Genomic DNA, 14,236 nt, shown 5'->3' with positions numbered 1-14,236 from the left:
TTTATATGTCCAGTTTGGTGAATGCAGGAACGCCGTAGGTACCGATCATGGACTCATATAACTCTCTTCCCCGCTCTTCGTCACCCTGGCAAACAAGGAATGTGTATATTTCTATTGTCTTGCTTTCAAGATCAACATCCTCAAACCTGTCAGGATAAAGTGTCTGGCCTGCGAAATATGAGTCTGCCAGAACTGAACCAAAGTTGGTTGCATACTTGTTGAATGGCAGTACTCCATACACATTTCCATTCTGTACTGCTGAAAGCAGGGCATATGAATCATCATTCTGAAGCAGGCTAAGTCCACTTCTATCATCGCCACATTCGATTGTATTCAGGTCAAGGAACAGGTAGTCAGGATCCCACTCGATTATCTTTTCCTTGGAAACATCTGCAACATTTATGTCCATGTCACCATAAGCAACATTGAGTGCATTTGTGAACAGGAACGGTGGGTATGTTGGTTCAGTTGACTGGAAACCTTGTGGTCCTCCGGCACGTCCGATTCCACCGACGTAACATGTTGGCTTATCTTCCTCAGCAATATCTTCTGTGCGTGAGTTCAGATCGTCCAGTGCTTCATCAAAGAATGAAATTACTTCTTCAGCACGCTCTTCCTTGCCAACGACCTGTCCAATTATTCTGAAACTTGCGTCAAGATCTTCTCTGTTTTCAGCAAGATCTCCTGTGTTGATTACAACAACAGGAATTCCTGTCTTTTCCTGAAGTTCTGCAGGGTCATAGCCAACTGCGGAGTTTGTCTTGATTATTACATCTGGGAGTGGGTCAAGTGCGAGTATTTTTTCAGGGTCATCCTGTCCCCTGGTTTCACCGAACACTTCATAATCAGTGGCAAACTGTGGGTTTGCAAGTGAATATGGTTTTGCATTTGAGGCTGTACTCTTTGTTTCCCCTCTTTCAATGCCCACTATCATGTCCTGTGCCTCAAGGTAGGTAAGAAGCCTGAGTGCACCGGCTCCTGAACAGATAACATGCTCTGTGTTTTCAGAAATTTCTACTTCTCTGCCAAGAGCATCTGTAATGGTAACGGTTGTCACTTCTTCTTGTGTCTGTATACTTTGCGATGTAGATGTGTCAGTACATCCTGATATCAGAACCGAGAGCACTGATAACACAAACAAAAAAATCATAAATTGACTCTTTTTTCCTTTCATTTTGGTTCTCCGAAATAATGAACGTCAAATGTGGTATGCAAAGGAACTATAAATGTTTTGCTTTTCTGAATATAAAAAAATAAAAACAAAATTTATTTATGCCATAATACTAACAGATGATAAGCTTATTGTAACTTAAGAGATTTAAAAAGTAACAAACATAACATTTAATGATAAAAATGTTGGTTTTCAAGAATTGTCTCTTATTTTATTGAAAATAAGAAAATCAGAAAACAGTTGGCTCACTGAAATAAACCTAATATCAGTTTTATTTCAGGTTACCTGTAATCATATTCAAAATAGGATGGGGTTCTGTCTATGATTTTCTTTTCGGAGATATTGATGTGAAAAAAATTGTAAAAATCATGGGTATATTATCAGTTCTAGTAGCAATGCTCATTGTGCCAGTTAGCGCTGATGATCCGACTTACACGATTCGAAGCACTGTATATGACAGTTCAGATTCTTCAATAGCAGCAGGTGACTTTTATTGGGATGCAAATACCTTTTCAGGCTTCTGGTATCCAATAAAACCTGGTCTTTCAAGTGAACTTCTTTATCTTCACAATAGTGTAAACTCTTCTGAGAGAATTCAGCTTGGTGACACAATTGAAGAAGGCGACCTCTACTATGTATGCAAACCACAGAAGAAAAAGTCAAAGATAGCAAGCTCAGATGACGGTGGCACTTTTATTGTTGATGACGTTGATCTCGAATTCATTTATCAAATGGGTTTCTTTGGACCAGGTTATTTAGTCATGCCTGAAGATAATTCAGCTCCTTCTCAGGGCTGTAAGCCTGACAAAATTGCCAAGATCATGTTGCAGTTCGACAGTGACGACAAGAAACAGATGTTCTCTGGAGAAGAATGGGAACTTGCGGGTGGATGGACACTTGTTGTTGACCAGATAGATGTTGAAGGTGAAAAGGTCTGGGTACACCTGAAGAAGAATGGTGAGGAAATTGATAGCGGAGTTATCAGTTCATCTGCAAATATGACCAATATGGAAAGGACTTATCTCTATAAAGACAGTGATGATAATCCAGTATTCTATTGCAGTGTAGAATCAATTTTCAGAGGTACTGACTCTGACTTTGCGGTATTCAAATATGCGTTCCTCCGTGGTGACATTACCACCATTGAAAGTGATGCAACATATGGCATTTTCGATGTTGAAAGCTTTGAAGTACCGGCTCTTATGAATGGAATTGATTATGCTGGTAGTAAAGGAGGTACTGTTCTCCATACAGGTGATGATGCAGTTGTTCTTTCCAGTAACAAGGCTGTAACTTTGAGCGGGGATAAACAAATAGATCTTCATGGTGGACTTTACCTTAAAACTGAAGATACTGATGCACCATGTCTTAAAATGACACTCAGGAAGACTTGTACTGTGAAAAGTAAAGGTACAACTTCAAAAACAGAGTCTGCTGAAGAAGAAGTTGTTGTAGTTGATATGGGTGGAGAAGAAGTTGAGGAAGAGGTAGCAGTGGAGTCAGAATCAGCAGCAAGTACTGAGGATAAAGAAAATGTTGAGGTTGATATGGAAGAAGATGTTCCTGAAGTTGAAAGTTCAGTCAGTACACCAGGATTTGAAATGACTATGGGAATTTTCGGGTTGGTCGGCGCTTTGCTTCTGTTCAAACGTCAGTAAAAAAGAAATAGAAATTGCAGGTTAGGTATAATTTCTAACCTGTTTTTACATTCTTTTTTGTTTTTTGATTTTTTAATATAATAAAAAGATGAAACTTGTAACTATTCAAGCAACCTGCTAATAGAAAACGAAGCAAGGATTACGAGAACTAAAGTAATCAAAGACAGAAATGCTATATCTTCTGGAATAGTGGAGTAATCTCCTGTAAGCAGCAAGGCTCTGAGTGCATCAACAACATATGTCAAAGGATTTAATTTTGATAAAGATTGAAGCCATGGAGGCATCAGAGTTATAGGATAGATGGCGTTACTACCAAAGAACAGGGGCATAGTTATCATCTGACCGATCCCCATCATCTTTTCCCTGGTTTTCAACATTGATGCAAGACACATTGAGAAACTTGAGAAACACATTGCAAGCAGGATTATCACTACAAAAACACCTGCTACATTCAACAGGTTGTGACGCAAATTAACTCCCATGAAAACTGCCAGCGTAAAGACCATTAATGACTGGAACACTCCCCTTACACCTGCAGCCAGTGCTTTTCCGACTACTATTGAAGAACGGGGTGATGGTGTAGAAAGCAATTTTGTCAATAAACCCACATCCCTTTCCCATACTAGGGTTATTCCATAGAATATTGCAATGAAGAGAACTGATTGTGCAAGCACACCCGGAGTAAGGAACTGGATATAATCATAACCCGGAATTGAAAGGTCACGAACCCTGTTAAAAACCTCACCAAAAAGAAGGAGCCATAATGCAGGTTGTACACCTCTTGTCCAGAGCTCAGTTGAATCGTGGCGAATCTTCCTTACTTCCATTTCAACTATTGACAGAGCACTATATCCAAAGTTATAGAACTCGTTAATTCTACTCATCTTCCGCGCCTCGCAAAGCTCCTGCGTACGGAGCGATTATCCTTTATGGTACCTTGAGACTGGAGGCTTGATCTTGCATATTTCATAAAAACATCATCCAATGTAAGTTTGTTAACGGTTACAGATCGGACTACACTTCCATTATTTTCAAAATGCCTTATTATCTGGGGAATTGCAATTTCAGCATTGTCTGTAGAGATTAATACACGGTCATCATCATTGCCGATTAGCAAACCCAGTTCATCTGGAATTGATAATTTCAAACCACTTTCCTGTAAGCTAAGAGATACAATATCTCCCCCAATGGATTTTTTTAATAGGTGGGGAGTGTCTATCACTGCAATCTTCCCTGAATTCATTATAGCTATTCTGTGGCAGAGCTCATCAGCTTCGAGCATATCATGGGTTGTAATGACTATAGTCATTCCAAATTCTTCATTCAGTTTTTTAATGTATTCCCAGACCTGCCTTTTGGAAGAAGGATCCAGTCCTATGCTTGGCTCATCAAGAAAAAGCACTTTAGGTCTGTTTACCAGGGCCTGTGCGATCTCAAGCCGTCTCATCATACCGCCGGAATAATGTTTTACAAGGTCCTGACTTCTGTCTGAAAGACCCATATACTTAAGGGCATTGTTAATCCTTTTTTCACGTTCATTCTTGTTCACGTAGAATAATTTGGCAAATATGAGAAGGTTCTCATAACCTGTAAGATCCCCATCAGCAGAAACTGCCTGGGGTACGTATCCGAACATCTGTCGGGCTTTCTGTGGTGACTCAATGATATCTATATCAAAAGCTTTAATTGTGCCTGAGCTTGGTTTTCCCAGAGTTGTGATGGCTTTTAATGTTGTGGTTTTGCCTGCTCCATTAGGTCCAAGAAGGCCAAATATTTCACCCAGATCAATAGAGAATGTGATATCATCCACAGCTCTGATATTTGGAGGGTATAATTTGCTTAAATTGTTAACTTCAATAGCTTTCATAATACCTCTTTTTAAATAACGGTCGTTCTTTGCAATATTAATCGCACTGTAAATGTAAATACAAACCTGGATTTATTTTTGAAATAATGTTATACAAAAAGATAAAACATCTAATTGTTTTATTTAAGCTTAGCATTCTAGTATATATCAATTGCTATTAAAAAATTAGATATTAGTAAATAGAAACACATATATATTCTATTTCATAATGGGTATTAGTTATAATTTTGGAGAATGATAATGAAAAAGAATACAACAATAATTTTTGTTTTAGCTTTAGTCGCTATTTCAGCCTTTGTATCGGGCTGCACGGATAGTTCTTCTACCTCACAAAGCCTTCAAACATATGAAGAAGAAGTGGAAACTGTGCAAATCACAGATATGGCTGGAAGGACAGTTGAAGTTCCTGCAAACGTGGAAAGAATTGTTGCTGTTGGTGCTGGTACACTCAGACAGATAGCATATCTGGATGCAATGGATATGGTAGTTGGGGTGGAATCAAGTGAAAAAGACGATAGCGCTACTATCACTGCAGTATACAGATTGGTTTACTTCGATGAAATGTCTGATCTGTCGGAAGTAGGTCCTGGTCATGGAGGTGACCCTGAACTGATCGCTGGTGCAGAGCCGGATGTTATCTTTTTTGGAAATAGTGGCGGCGATGTTTCTGATGCAGAGGATTATCAAACTAAAACAGGTATCCCTGTAATATACATGGATGGAGGGGACTTAGCTGATGGGGACAGGGAGGTCCTGTATGAGACCTGGCAGATATATGGAAAAGTCTTGGGAAAAACAGATAGAGCAAATGAATTGCAGGAATATACTGAACAATTGATAGCAGATTTGAACGCAAGAACAGAAAATATATCTGAAGAAGAGAAACCAATTGCCTTCCCTGGTGGTCTTTCCCATAGGGGAGGGCATGGAATTCTGTCTACTCAATATCCATTTGCATCCTTTGATTTCATAAATGCCAGACATGCACTTGATGAGGGGGGAGTTGAAGAGGATGCCATTACTTCGCATGCATTCTCAGTTAGTCAGGAAAATCTTTTCTCATGGAATCCTGATGTAATATTTGTTGACCTTTCAAACCTTGATCTTGTCAATTCTGATGTGGAAAGAAACCCTTCATACAAAGAGATTAAGGCTTTTGAAGATGAAAATGTTCACGGATTCCTGCCTGTTTCAGCATACATGCGCAATTATGGAAGCGTACTCATAAACTCATACTACATGGGGACTGTACTTTACCCTGAACAGTTTGAGGATGTGGATATAGATGAAAAGGCAGATGAGATATATGAAATGTTCTTCGGAGTTCCGGTATATGATAAAGTAAAAGAAGAATTAGGAGGCGGCGCCAGACAACTTTCATTCTGAGGGTTGAAAATGTTCCAAAATCAGGTTCTGGATGAATACAGGAAAGATATAGGACAGAAATTGTTGTTCGGATTGTCAGCGGTAACATTGTTGACTCTCCTTACAATTTATGCCATATTGAACGGACCTGTAAAACTGACCTATACAGAGATGTACTCTGTATTCACAGGTCAGATAGTAAGTGGTACTGCCTACAATATAATATGGAATATCAGGCTTCCACAGGTACTTACTGCTGTTGTTGCAGGTGCAGGTCTTGCTATATCCGGAGCTGCGATGCAGAGTGTACTTAAAAACCCACTTGCATCACCTTTCACATTAGGAATATCACATGCAGCTGCCTTCGGTGCATCCTGTTCTATTGTTTTACTGGGAACCGGAACCACATACAGTACCGGAGCCGTTGTTCTTGATAATCCTTATATCACCAGTCTTTCAGCCTTTACCTGTTCACTATTCTCCACAGCTGTTATCCTGGCACTTGCAAAACTCAAGAAAGCAACACCCGAGATTATGATACTTGCGGGAATTGCACTTGGTTCACTATTCACTGCCGGCACCAGTGCAATACAGTATTTTGCCGAAGATACTCAAATTGCTTCTGTTATCTTCTGGCAGTTCGGAGATGTAAGTAAGACCACATGGAACGAACTCGGAATCATATCGTTATTTGTGATTCCAGTTTCCATATGGTTCGCATATAACAGCTGGAACTATAATGCTTTAAATTCTGGAGATGATACAGCTAAAAGTCTTGGAGTGGATGTTGATAAACTAAGGATCAGAGCCATGATAGGAGCATCTTTTGTGTCTGCTCTGATAGTTTCTTTAGTAGGGATAATAGGATTTGTGGGACTTGTTGTGCCACATATGGTTCGTAAGATGATAGGTGGAAATGAAATGCTTTTGCTTCCGGTCTCATGCCTTATGGGTAGTTTACTTTTGCTTGCATCAGATACCGTAGCAAGGAATATTATTTCTCCACAGGTGTTGCCGGTTGGTATAATAACATCTTTCCTGGGTGCTCCGCTGTTCATATACTTGATTATCAAGGGGAGGGAATACTGGTGAAAATAAACATAGAAGGACTTGAATTCAGTTACAATGGAAAACCGACATTGAAGAACATGAATCTAAAGGTTGGCAAAGGGGAGTTTCTTTCAATAATAGGACCAAATGGTTCGGGAAAGACTACATTTCTCAAATGTATGAATAAAATATTGACCCCTAAGCAAGGATCAATTCTTATCGATAAATATGACCTGAATAAACTACACAGAGAAGATATTGCAAAACTTGTTGGGTACATTCCCCAGGCTGAAAGAGGAGCATTTCCAACATCTGTTTTTGATACCGTCTTAATGGGAAGGAAACCTCATATGAAATGGATTCCCAGTTCAAAGGATCTGGAAATAGTGTCAGATGTCATAGACATGATGGACCTGAGCAGTTTCTCAATGAAGAACATAAATGAACTAAGTGGAGGACAGAGGCAGAAAGTAATAATTGCAAGGGCACTTGCTCAACAGCCAAGGATACTATTGCTTGATGAACCTACCAGTAGTCTTGATCTTAAACATCAGCTGGAAGTTCTTGAAATTACAAGGGAGCAGGCTAACAATGATGTTACTGTTGTGATGTCAGTACATGATCTTAACCTTGCAGCAAGATATAGCGATAAGATACTTATGATGAAAGACGGGGAAATATTCCATGGAGGTGGGACTGATATTCTGACGCCAGAAAATATTGAACCTGTTTATGGGGTTAGTGTCGACGTTAAACGTGATTCTGACCAGATATGGATAATGCCAAAAAAAATTGCTTGTAAATGATATCAAAAGGTGAATAATAATGGAATTTAAAAGTATAGGAATGGTAAAAAGCTCATTCAGTGAGCCTGCTATACCCGAAGAGATGCGTAAAGCAAACAGTGTTATTGTTGTTAATGAAGAATTTGAAGGAGGACTCTATAAAATAGAAGATAGTACCCATCTTCAGGTGCTTTTCTACTTTGACAAATCAAAAGGTTATGAACTGATAGCAGAGAGAAGGGTTGGAGGTTTAAAAGGAGTATTTGCTTCAAGAACACCTGGGAGACCTAATCCTATTGGTGTCACTATAGTAGAATTAATTGAAAAAAGAGGAAGAGAGTTAGAAGTAAAGGGTCTTGATGCTATTGATAATACACCAGTAATTGATATAAAACCATATGTGCCTGTTTTTGATGAGGCTTTCTGAAAGTCATTCTCTTTTAAATTAAAAATTTCTTTTTTGAATGTGACGTTCTTTACAAGGGATACTCTTATTGGAACTTTCATTTTTTGCTTACTTCAATTCATTTTCTCCCTAAATCTCGAATCTCATAATAATGAGTCTCATTATATATTATAATGTAGAAATATTTATATATTATTATTAGATATTTGGGTGTGCGGTCACAAAACCTAATTGACCAGGGATTTGCTGACCATAGGTGGTACGATGTGTTCATCGGAAAAACGCTGAAGAGAAAAACGTACAAAAACGAATTAAAATAAACAGAACGCAGGCAGATCCCCTCTACATTCCCTAACATCATCTCTCCCAAAAAATGCTTTCTTTTTGCCTGCGTTCTGGTTCTTCGGCTCTTTAAAACTCTTTTTAATATATCTGTTTCTTAAATTCAAAGAGTAGTTTTTTAGATTCTTCAACCTGAGCTTATAAATATTATAATCTGTCATATTTAGTTTCATTTTCGGACAGGTACTCGTCATTGAACATCTTCGCCATAAGGACCACATAGGATATCAGCAAAGGTCCGATAATAATTCCCAGAAGGCCAAAAAGATTCAGACCAATAATTACTCCTATGAGTGATTCGAGTGGATGGATCCTTCCAACCTTATTCTGTATAATTGGTCTTAGCACATTATCAATGGAGCTGAGGATAATTCCTCCGATAAGTATTCCTGCTGCTGTAAAGTAATCCTGTTGTACTATCTGAATTATGACAGCTGGGATCCAGATCAGCGTTGCTCCAACCACCGGGAGGAAGGAAAGTATGATGGCTATGAATCCCCAGAGAAATGCTCCTTCAACTCCAAGCAGAAGGAATGTGATTGTAAGCAGACCACCCTGAATTATTGCGATAATTCCTGAACTGATGAGGGTTGAATTAACAATTCTTGAAAATTCATCCAGGAGTATTTTTGTATTTCTCCTGCTGAAAGGAATTGCATTTGTAAGTTTATCGGAATACTTTGTACCAGTTGAAAGCAGGAGATAATAAAGCAGGAAATACATAATCACAAATTCTATCATTCTTTGCCCAATGCTTTGAACCGCATTGATCAATAACACACTGAAATAATTTGCTGCTGCTGTCACAACTTCTGTAACCTTTTCCTGGAGATTAATCTCAAATGGCAGGCTGACTAAATTAAGCTGATCTATATATGTATTGATGTTTGTCATTTGTGCCAGCAACGTATCTGTACTAAAAAGCACACTTTGTATCTGGATTATGATTATGGTCATAAGTAAATAAAGAGGTATCAGAACCAGTATAATGGTGAGAATAATTATCGTAAAAGCAGCTACACTTTTATTTAATCGCTTCCTCACCAGATATTTATACAGAGGTTTGAAAACAACATATAGGATGAAGGCTCCAAAAAATGCATTAATATAAGGATAAAGGGCGTATGCAAGAGCTGCTGCCAGTATAGTAAGTATCAGAAGCGCCTGTGGCATCTTACTGGAATTGTTCATTACTTCTCACATTCTTTTTCCTGGTATTTAAGACTATTATCCGGATGTCCTCTGATAATCTAATATATGATATAGAATATATATTCTTACAGATGTTATCTCAGTTTTCAGATATACTAAAAACAACTTTTGATGAGTGGCAAAAAGATGATGGTATTACAAGTAGTGCAGCTCTTTCTTTTCACGCAATAATAGGCTTGCCTTCATTGCTCCTTTTCACTCTCTTCCTTGGAAGTATCTTTCTGAAACAACAATTGCTGGAAGCTGCCATTATCACGGATGTTTCATTGTTTGCAAATGATACTGCAATAAGTGCTTTAAACACTCTTTTTACTCAGCTGTCTGTTAGTGACCCGAGCAATTTCGGTATAGTTATCAGTTTACTGATATATCTCTGGAGTGCAGGAAATATTTTTCATCAAATACAGAAAATGACCAACAGGATGTGGGGTCTGTCTCCATCGAACAGGCATTGGTTACACCGATATGTCCACTCCAGGATCTCTGCTCTGGTTGCGGCTCTTACATTTGGAATGCTTGTAGCAATGAGCACTCTTTTCGAACTGATCTTCTTTGTGGTTTCCGATGCTGTGCAGGCCGTATTTTCAATATCTGTTGATGCTGTTCAATATGCAAGCTCTGGAATAAATTTTCTGACCCTGATAATTCTTTTCATGTATCTTTACCGAGTACTTCCTGATGCAACACTTGGTTTGAAATATGTTTTTTCAGGTTCATTTCTTACCGTATTGTTGCTAACGCTGGGAAAATACGTAATCGGTATATACCTTTCCTATAGCAGCATAACAACAGTTTATGGCACAATTGGTTCAATACTTGTTATTTTTCTGTGGATATACATGTCTGCCATAATTGTAACTTTTATGATCGAATTTACAGGTGTGTATGCTAATTCTGAATCCAAGACATAGTGAATCATAGTGTAAGATTTTGTAAGCAGGCGCATAATGTATGAACTTTATGATATCTCATACTCATCTTTGATAGGTACATCATATGCTTATGTAATACCATGCATAAATATTATCCAATATTATTTGTATGCTGGAGTGAAAAAATAAATATCACAGATATTGATTGGAAAAAATTTGTAATTTCTTTAATTGTCTGTCAGTTACCAGGAATAATGGGGGCCTATTTTACAGTGAGCTCAATTCCCACATGGTATGCATATCTGCAAAAACCTGAACTTGTCCCTCCCAACTGGAGTTTTTCAATTGTGTGGACTATTCTTTATCTACTAATGGGTTTTTCGTTATATCTTGTCTGGAAAAAAGGTTGGGATGTTCCAAAGGTAAAGACTGCAATATCAATTTTTGCTGTTCAGTTGTTCTTCAATTTTCTTTGGTCATTCTTATTCTTCGGCCTTCAGTTCCCTGAATTAGGACTTGCAGGTATCACTGTGCTCTGGTTGTTGATCCTGGTAAACATAGTTCAATTCTATAGTTTATCAAAACCAGCAGGTATATTATTAGTACCTTATATTCTGTGGGTATCCTTTGCAGCTTATCTGAACTATGCAATCATGATTCTGAATCCTTAAGTGGCATCAATGGATAAAGATTTCATATGGGTGACTGAATATTTTTAGATTTAAAGTATGTCACGCAAAGCATTGGCTGCTGTGTAAACACTTCCGATTCCGCCTATATAGTTTGCAATCCGGACTGCTTCCATTATTTCTTCTTTTGTCGCACCTGCATTTATTGCCTGCATTGCAAGCATCTTTACTCCATTCTCGGCACCATGGTCAGCATCAAGTGCCAGTGCAATAAGGAATTTGTATTTTAGAGGTATGCTTCCTTCTGAAAGTGCATTCTCAAGGTTTGATTCGATTATATTGAATAATTCGTTGTCTTTGTCCTGTATTGTTTTCAATGGGTGTTCTTCCATCTTTGTCACTCCACTATTATTTCAGCAGAAGTTTTTCTTAAATATGCTGGTATCCGGGACTCAAAATACTTAAATATGACTGTGGTCATTTATGACCCTGGTCAGTTTTATCAGCTATCTATCTGAGGTAATATGTCTCTGCGTGAACAAAAGAAAAAAGAAACCAGATGCAGGATCTTTGAAATATCAAGTCGTATGTTCAGGGAAAAAGGATTCGAGAACACAACGGTGGATGAGATTACAAAGGAAGCTGGAATTGCCAAAGGTACGTTTTTCAATTATTTTCCAACCAAGGAATCACTTTTATATTATTTCAGAGAGCAGAAAGAAGAGTTCATTAGAACTATCATGAATGACCAAATTTCCCTTGGTATTTCTTCAAGGCAAAAGATAGAAAACTTCCTGGTTCAGGTGGCTGAACATTATGAAAAGGAAAGGGAACTTCTGAGACTTTTATTTTTTGAACAAAAAAAGCTCCTGCTGACCACAGGACATGAAAAATCCTGCCATTCGGACAAAAGAAAGAAACATGAATTCTTTATAAACATGCTGGCTGATTTTGTCAGAGAAGGTATGCACAAAGGAGAGATCAGATCAGATGCCGACTCGAAAGTAGTAGCAGAAATACTCTATGCAGTTTATTTCCATTCTCTTATGATCTGGTTACATTCAGAAAAGGATTATTCATTTTCAAAGGACATGTCAGCAAAAATCGCGATTATATTCGAAGGCATTGGTGTATGAAAAAATGTATGCAATTGAAGTTGAGAATCTGGTACGGAAGTTCGGTGATTTTACTGCTGTAAATGATCTGACCTTCCGTATTAAAAAAGGTGAAGTATTCGGCCTTCTTGGTCCGAATGGTGCAGGCAAGACAACTACGATCTCCATGCTTTCAACCATGCTCCCTTCCACTTCCGGAAAGGCTTTTGTTAATGGTTTTGACATTTCAAAGGATCAGGATAATGTCAGAAAATCCATAGGTATAGTTTTTCAGGATCAAAGTCTTGACGAAGAATTGACAGCTTATGAGAATATGGATTTTCATGGACGACTTTATCGTATTCCAAAAAGTACCAGACAAAAGAAGATTGCCCACCTGTTGAAACTTGTGGAATTATATGATAAAAAAGATAATCAGGTGAAAACATATTCCGGTGGAATGCGTCGCCGTCTTGAGATCGCAAGAGGTCTTCTTCATGAACCTCAGATACTTTTCCTGGATGAACCTACTCTTGGTCTTGATCCACAGACAAGAAACCACTTGTGGGATTACATAGAAAAACTGAACAAGGAAAAAGGTATCACCATAATCCTGACAACTCATTATATGGAAGAAGCTGACAAGCTATGTCATCGTATCGCCATAATCGATAAAGGTAAAATTATAGCTATGGACAGCTCAGAGAATCTAAAGAATGACATTGGGGGAGATGTGATAACTATAGATTCTTCCCAAAGGGATGTTTTCTATTCTGCACTAAAAACTCTGCCGGAAATTAAGAGTGTCGAACTTCATGATTCTTTGATAACCATCAGTATCCAGAATGCTGAACAACATGTTGCACGCATAGTCAACATTGCGTCTGAAAATAATATTGGGATTAAATCTCTCTCAATACATAAACCAACCCTTGAAGATGTGTTCCTGCATTTCACAGGTAGAACTATCAGGGAAGAGGAAGCAAGTGCCAAGGATAAGATGAGAATGATGCGAAAAGTAAGGAGGAGATAAAATGGATATAGTTTACACCATATGGCTCAGGAGTGTAAAGCGTTACCTTCGTTCCAAAAGCAGGCTGGTAGGCAGTCTTGGCATGCCTTTATTTCTTTTTGCAGTTCTTGGTTTCGGTCTCAATTCAGTGGTTGTTATGCCGGGAATGGAGCAGGGATATATTGGTTTCATTATGCCTGGGATCATTTCAATGAGTGTTTTATTCACATCTGTTTTCGCAGGTATTCAGATCATCTGGGATAAGCAGTTCGGCTTCCTGAAAGAAACATTGGTAGCTCCGGTATCAAGGGTTGAGATTATGTTTGGCCAGACTGTAGGGGGAGCTACAACCGCAGTGATCCAGGGACTTATCATTCTTGTTCTTTCATTATTCATGGGACTTCAGATCAACAACATACCGGGTTTTGTCATTGCTATAATTTTCATGACTCTTATAGGACTTTCATTCACAGCATTCGGCATCGCCATTGCTTCAAGAATGGAGGATATGCATGGCTTCCAGCTTATAATGAACTTTGTGATCTTCCCTATATTCGGTCTTTCAGGAGCTCTCTTTCCTATAGACAGCTTGCCTGTATGGATAAGATCACTTACATTACTGGATCCACTGACATATGGTGTAGAAGGCATCAGATATGGTTTACTTGGAACTTCTCAGGTTGATCCTGTTGTTAGTTTAGGAGTTTTATCAGGTTTTACAATTCTGATGATTATCATTGGTTCTCATCTTTTCAGGAAGATAAGTATCTGAT

The 14,236-nt window shown here is 38.4% G+C and carries 15 protein-coding genes; 10 read left to right on the top strand and 5 right to left on the bottom strand.

Annotation, left to right across the window (positions count from 1 at the left end):
* Position 1: 1 nt before the first annotated feature.
* Positions 2 to 1,174, bottom strand: a complete 1,173-nt coding sequence (locus J2746_RS04445) for an iron ABC transporter substrate-binding protein (protein WP_245249985.1) — start codon at positions 1,172 to 1,174, stop codon at positions 2 to 4.
* A gap of 344 nt (positions 1,175 to 1,518) precedes the next feature.
* Between J2746_RS04445 and J2746_RS04440 the strand changes: the two genes are divergently transcribed.
* Complete coding sequence (locus J2746_RS04440) at positions 1,519 to 2,829, top strand: S-layer protein domain-containing protein (RefSeq protein ID WP_209616916.1); 1,311 nt, start codon at positions 1,519 to 1,521, stop codon at positions 2,827 to 2,829.
* Between the two features lie 101 nt (positions 2,830 to 2,930).
* Here the strand turns inward: J2746_RS04440 and J2746_RS04435 are convergent, their stop codons facing one another.
* Entirely contained in the window at positions 2,931 to 3,713 is a 783-nt protein-coding gene (locus J2746_RS04435; RefSeq protein ID WP_209616913.1) for an ABC transporter permease, read from the bottom strand.
* Positions 3,710 to 4,696, bottom strand: a complete 987-nt coding sequence (locus J2746_RS04430) for an ATP-binding cassette domain-containing protein (RefSeq protein ID WP_209616910.1) — start codon at positions 4,694 to 4,696, stop codon at positions 3,710 to 3,712. The genes J2746_RS04435 and J2746_RS04430 overlap by 4 nt, the downstream gene beginning before the upstream one ends.
* A 240-nt stretch (positions 4,697 to 4,936) precedes the next feature.
* On the opposite strand from J2746_RS04430, the gene J2746_RS04425 reads away from it, so the two are divergent.
* The 4 genes from J2746_RS04425 to tsaA are packed head-to-tail and all read left to right on the top strand — an operon-like array spanning position 4,937 to position 8,323.
* Positions 4,937 to 6,082: an ABC transporter substrate-binding protein gene (locus J2746_RS04425; RefSeq protein WP_209616907.1), complete on the top strand. Its 1,146-nt coding sequence runs from the start codon at positions 4,937 to 4,939 to the stop codon at positions 6,080 to 6,082.
* A gap of 9 nt (positions 6,083 to 6,091) precedes the next feature.
* Positions 6,092 to 7,153 carry a FecCD family ABC transporter permease gene (locus J2746_RS04420; protein ID WP_209616904.1) on the top strand — a complete coding sequence of 354 codons (1,062 nt, stop codon included), beginning with the start codon at positions 6,092 to 6,094 and terminating at the stop codon, positions 7,151 to 7,153.
* Positions 7,150 to 7,917 (top strand): ABC transporter ATP-binding protein, encoded by a 768-nt coding sequence (locus J2746_RS04415; RefSeq protein ID WP_209616900.1) that lies wholly within the window; start codon positions 7,150 to 7,152, stop codon positions 7,915 to 7,917. Before J2746_RS04420 ends, J2746_RS04415 begins: the two co-directional genes overlap by 4 nt.
* Before the next feature lie 19 nt (positions 7,918 to 7,936).
* Positions 7,937 to 8,323: a tRNA (N6-threonylcarbamoyladenosine(37)-N6)-methyltransferase TrmO gene (gene tsaA, locus J2746_RS04410; protein ID WP_209616897.1), complete on the top strand. Its 387-nt coding sequence runs from the start codon at positions 7,937 to 7,939 to the stop codon at positions 8,321 to 8,323.
* Positions 8,324 to 8,791: 468 nt separating this feature from the next.
* Here the strand turns inward: tsaA and J2746_RS04405 are convergent, their stop codons facing one another.
* Positions 8,792 to 9,835: an AI-2E family transporter gene (locus J2746_RS04405; protein ID WP_209616895.1), complete on the bottom strand. Its 1,044-nt coding sequence runs from the start codon at positions 9,833 to 9,835 to the stop codon at positions 8,792 to 8,794.
* A gap of 92 nt (positions 9,836 to 9,927) precedes the next feature.
* On the opposite strand from J2746_RS04405, the gene J2746_RS04400 reads away from it, so the two are divergent.
* The gene (locus J2746_RS04400; RefSeq protein WP_209616893.1) at positions 9,928 to 10,767 is read left to right on the top strand and encodes a YihY/virulence factor BrkB family protein; all 840 of its coding nucleotides are present in this window, start codon (positions 9,928 to 9,930) and stop codon (positions 10,765 to 10,767) included.
* Between the two features lie 101 nt (positions 10,768 to 10,868).
* A complete protein-coding gene (locus tag J2746_RS04395; protein ID WP_209616891.1) occupies positions 10,869 to 11,399 on the top strand; it encodes a TspO/MBR family protein in 531 nt (176 codons plus the stop codon).
* A 50-nt stretch (positions 11,400 to 11,449) separates the two neighbouring features.
* On the opposite strand, the gene J2746_RS04390 is transcribed toward J2746_RS04395, so the two are convergent.
* Positions 11,450 to 11,749: a carboxymuconolactone decarboxylase family protein gene (locus tag J2746_RS04390; protein WP_209616890.1), complete on the bottom strand. Its 300-nt coding sequence runs from the start codon at positions 11,747 to 11,749 to the stop codon at positions 11,450 to 11,452.
* Between the two features lie 132 nt (positions 11,750 to 11,881).
* Between J2746_RS04390 and J2746_RS04385 the strand changes: the two genes are divergently transcribed.
* Genes J2746_RS04385 through J2746_RS04375 form a run of 3 tightly spaced genes read left to right on the top strand, consistent with a single transcriptional unit; the run spans position 11,882 to position 14,235 of the window.
* A complete protein-coding gene (locus J2746_RS04385; protein WP_209616888.1) occupies positions 11,882 to 12,493 on the top strand; it encodes a TetR/AcrR family transcriptional regulator in 612 nt (203 codons plus the stop codon).
* A 4-nt stretch (positions 12,494 to 12,497) separates the two neighbouring features.
* On the top strand, positions 12,498 to 13,484 hold the full coding sequence (locus J2746_RS04380) for an ATP-binding cassette domain-containing protein (protein WP_209616886.1): 987 nt from the start codon (positions 12,498 to 12,500) through the stop codon (positions 13,482 to 13,484).
* Position 13,485: 1 nt separating this feature from the next.
* Entirely contained in the window at positions 13,486 to 14,235 is a 750-nt protein-coding gene (locus J2746_RS04375) for an ABC transporter permease (protein WP_209616884.1), read from the top strand.
* Position 14,236: the final 1 nt, after the last annotated feature.

Origin of the sequence: Methanolobus bombayensis (genome assembly GCF_017873415.1) — an archaeon.
Lineage (GTDB): Archaea > Halobacteriota > Methanosarcinia > Methanosarcinales > Methanosarcinaceae > Methanolobus > Methanolobus bombayensis.
The sequence above is the reverse complement of the archived record's forward strand: the minus strand, read 5'-3'. Positions and strand labels throughout refer to the sequence as shown.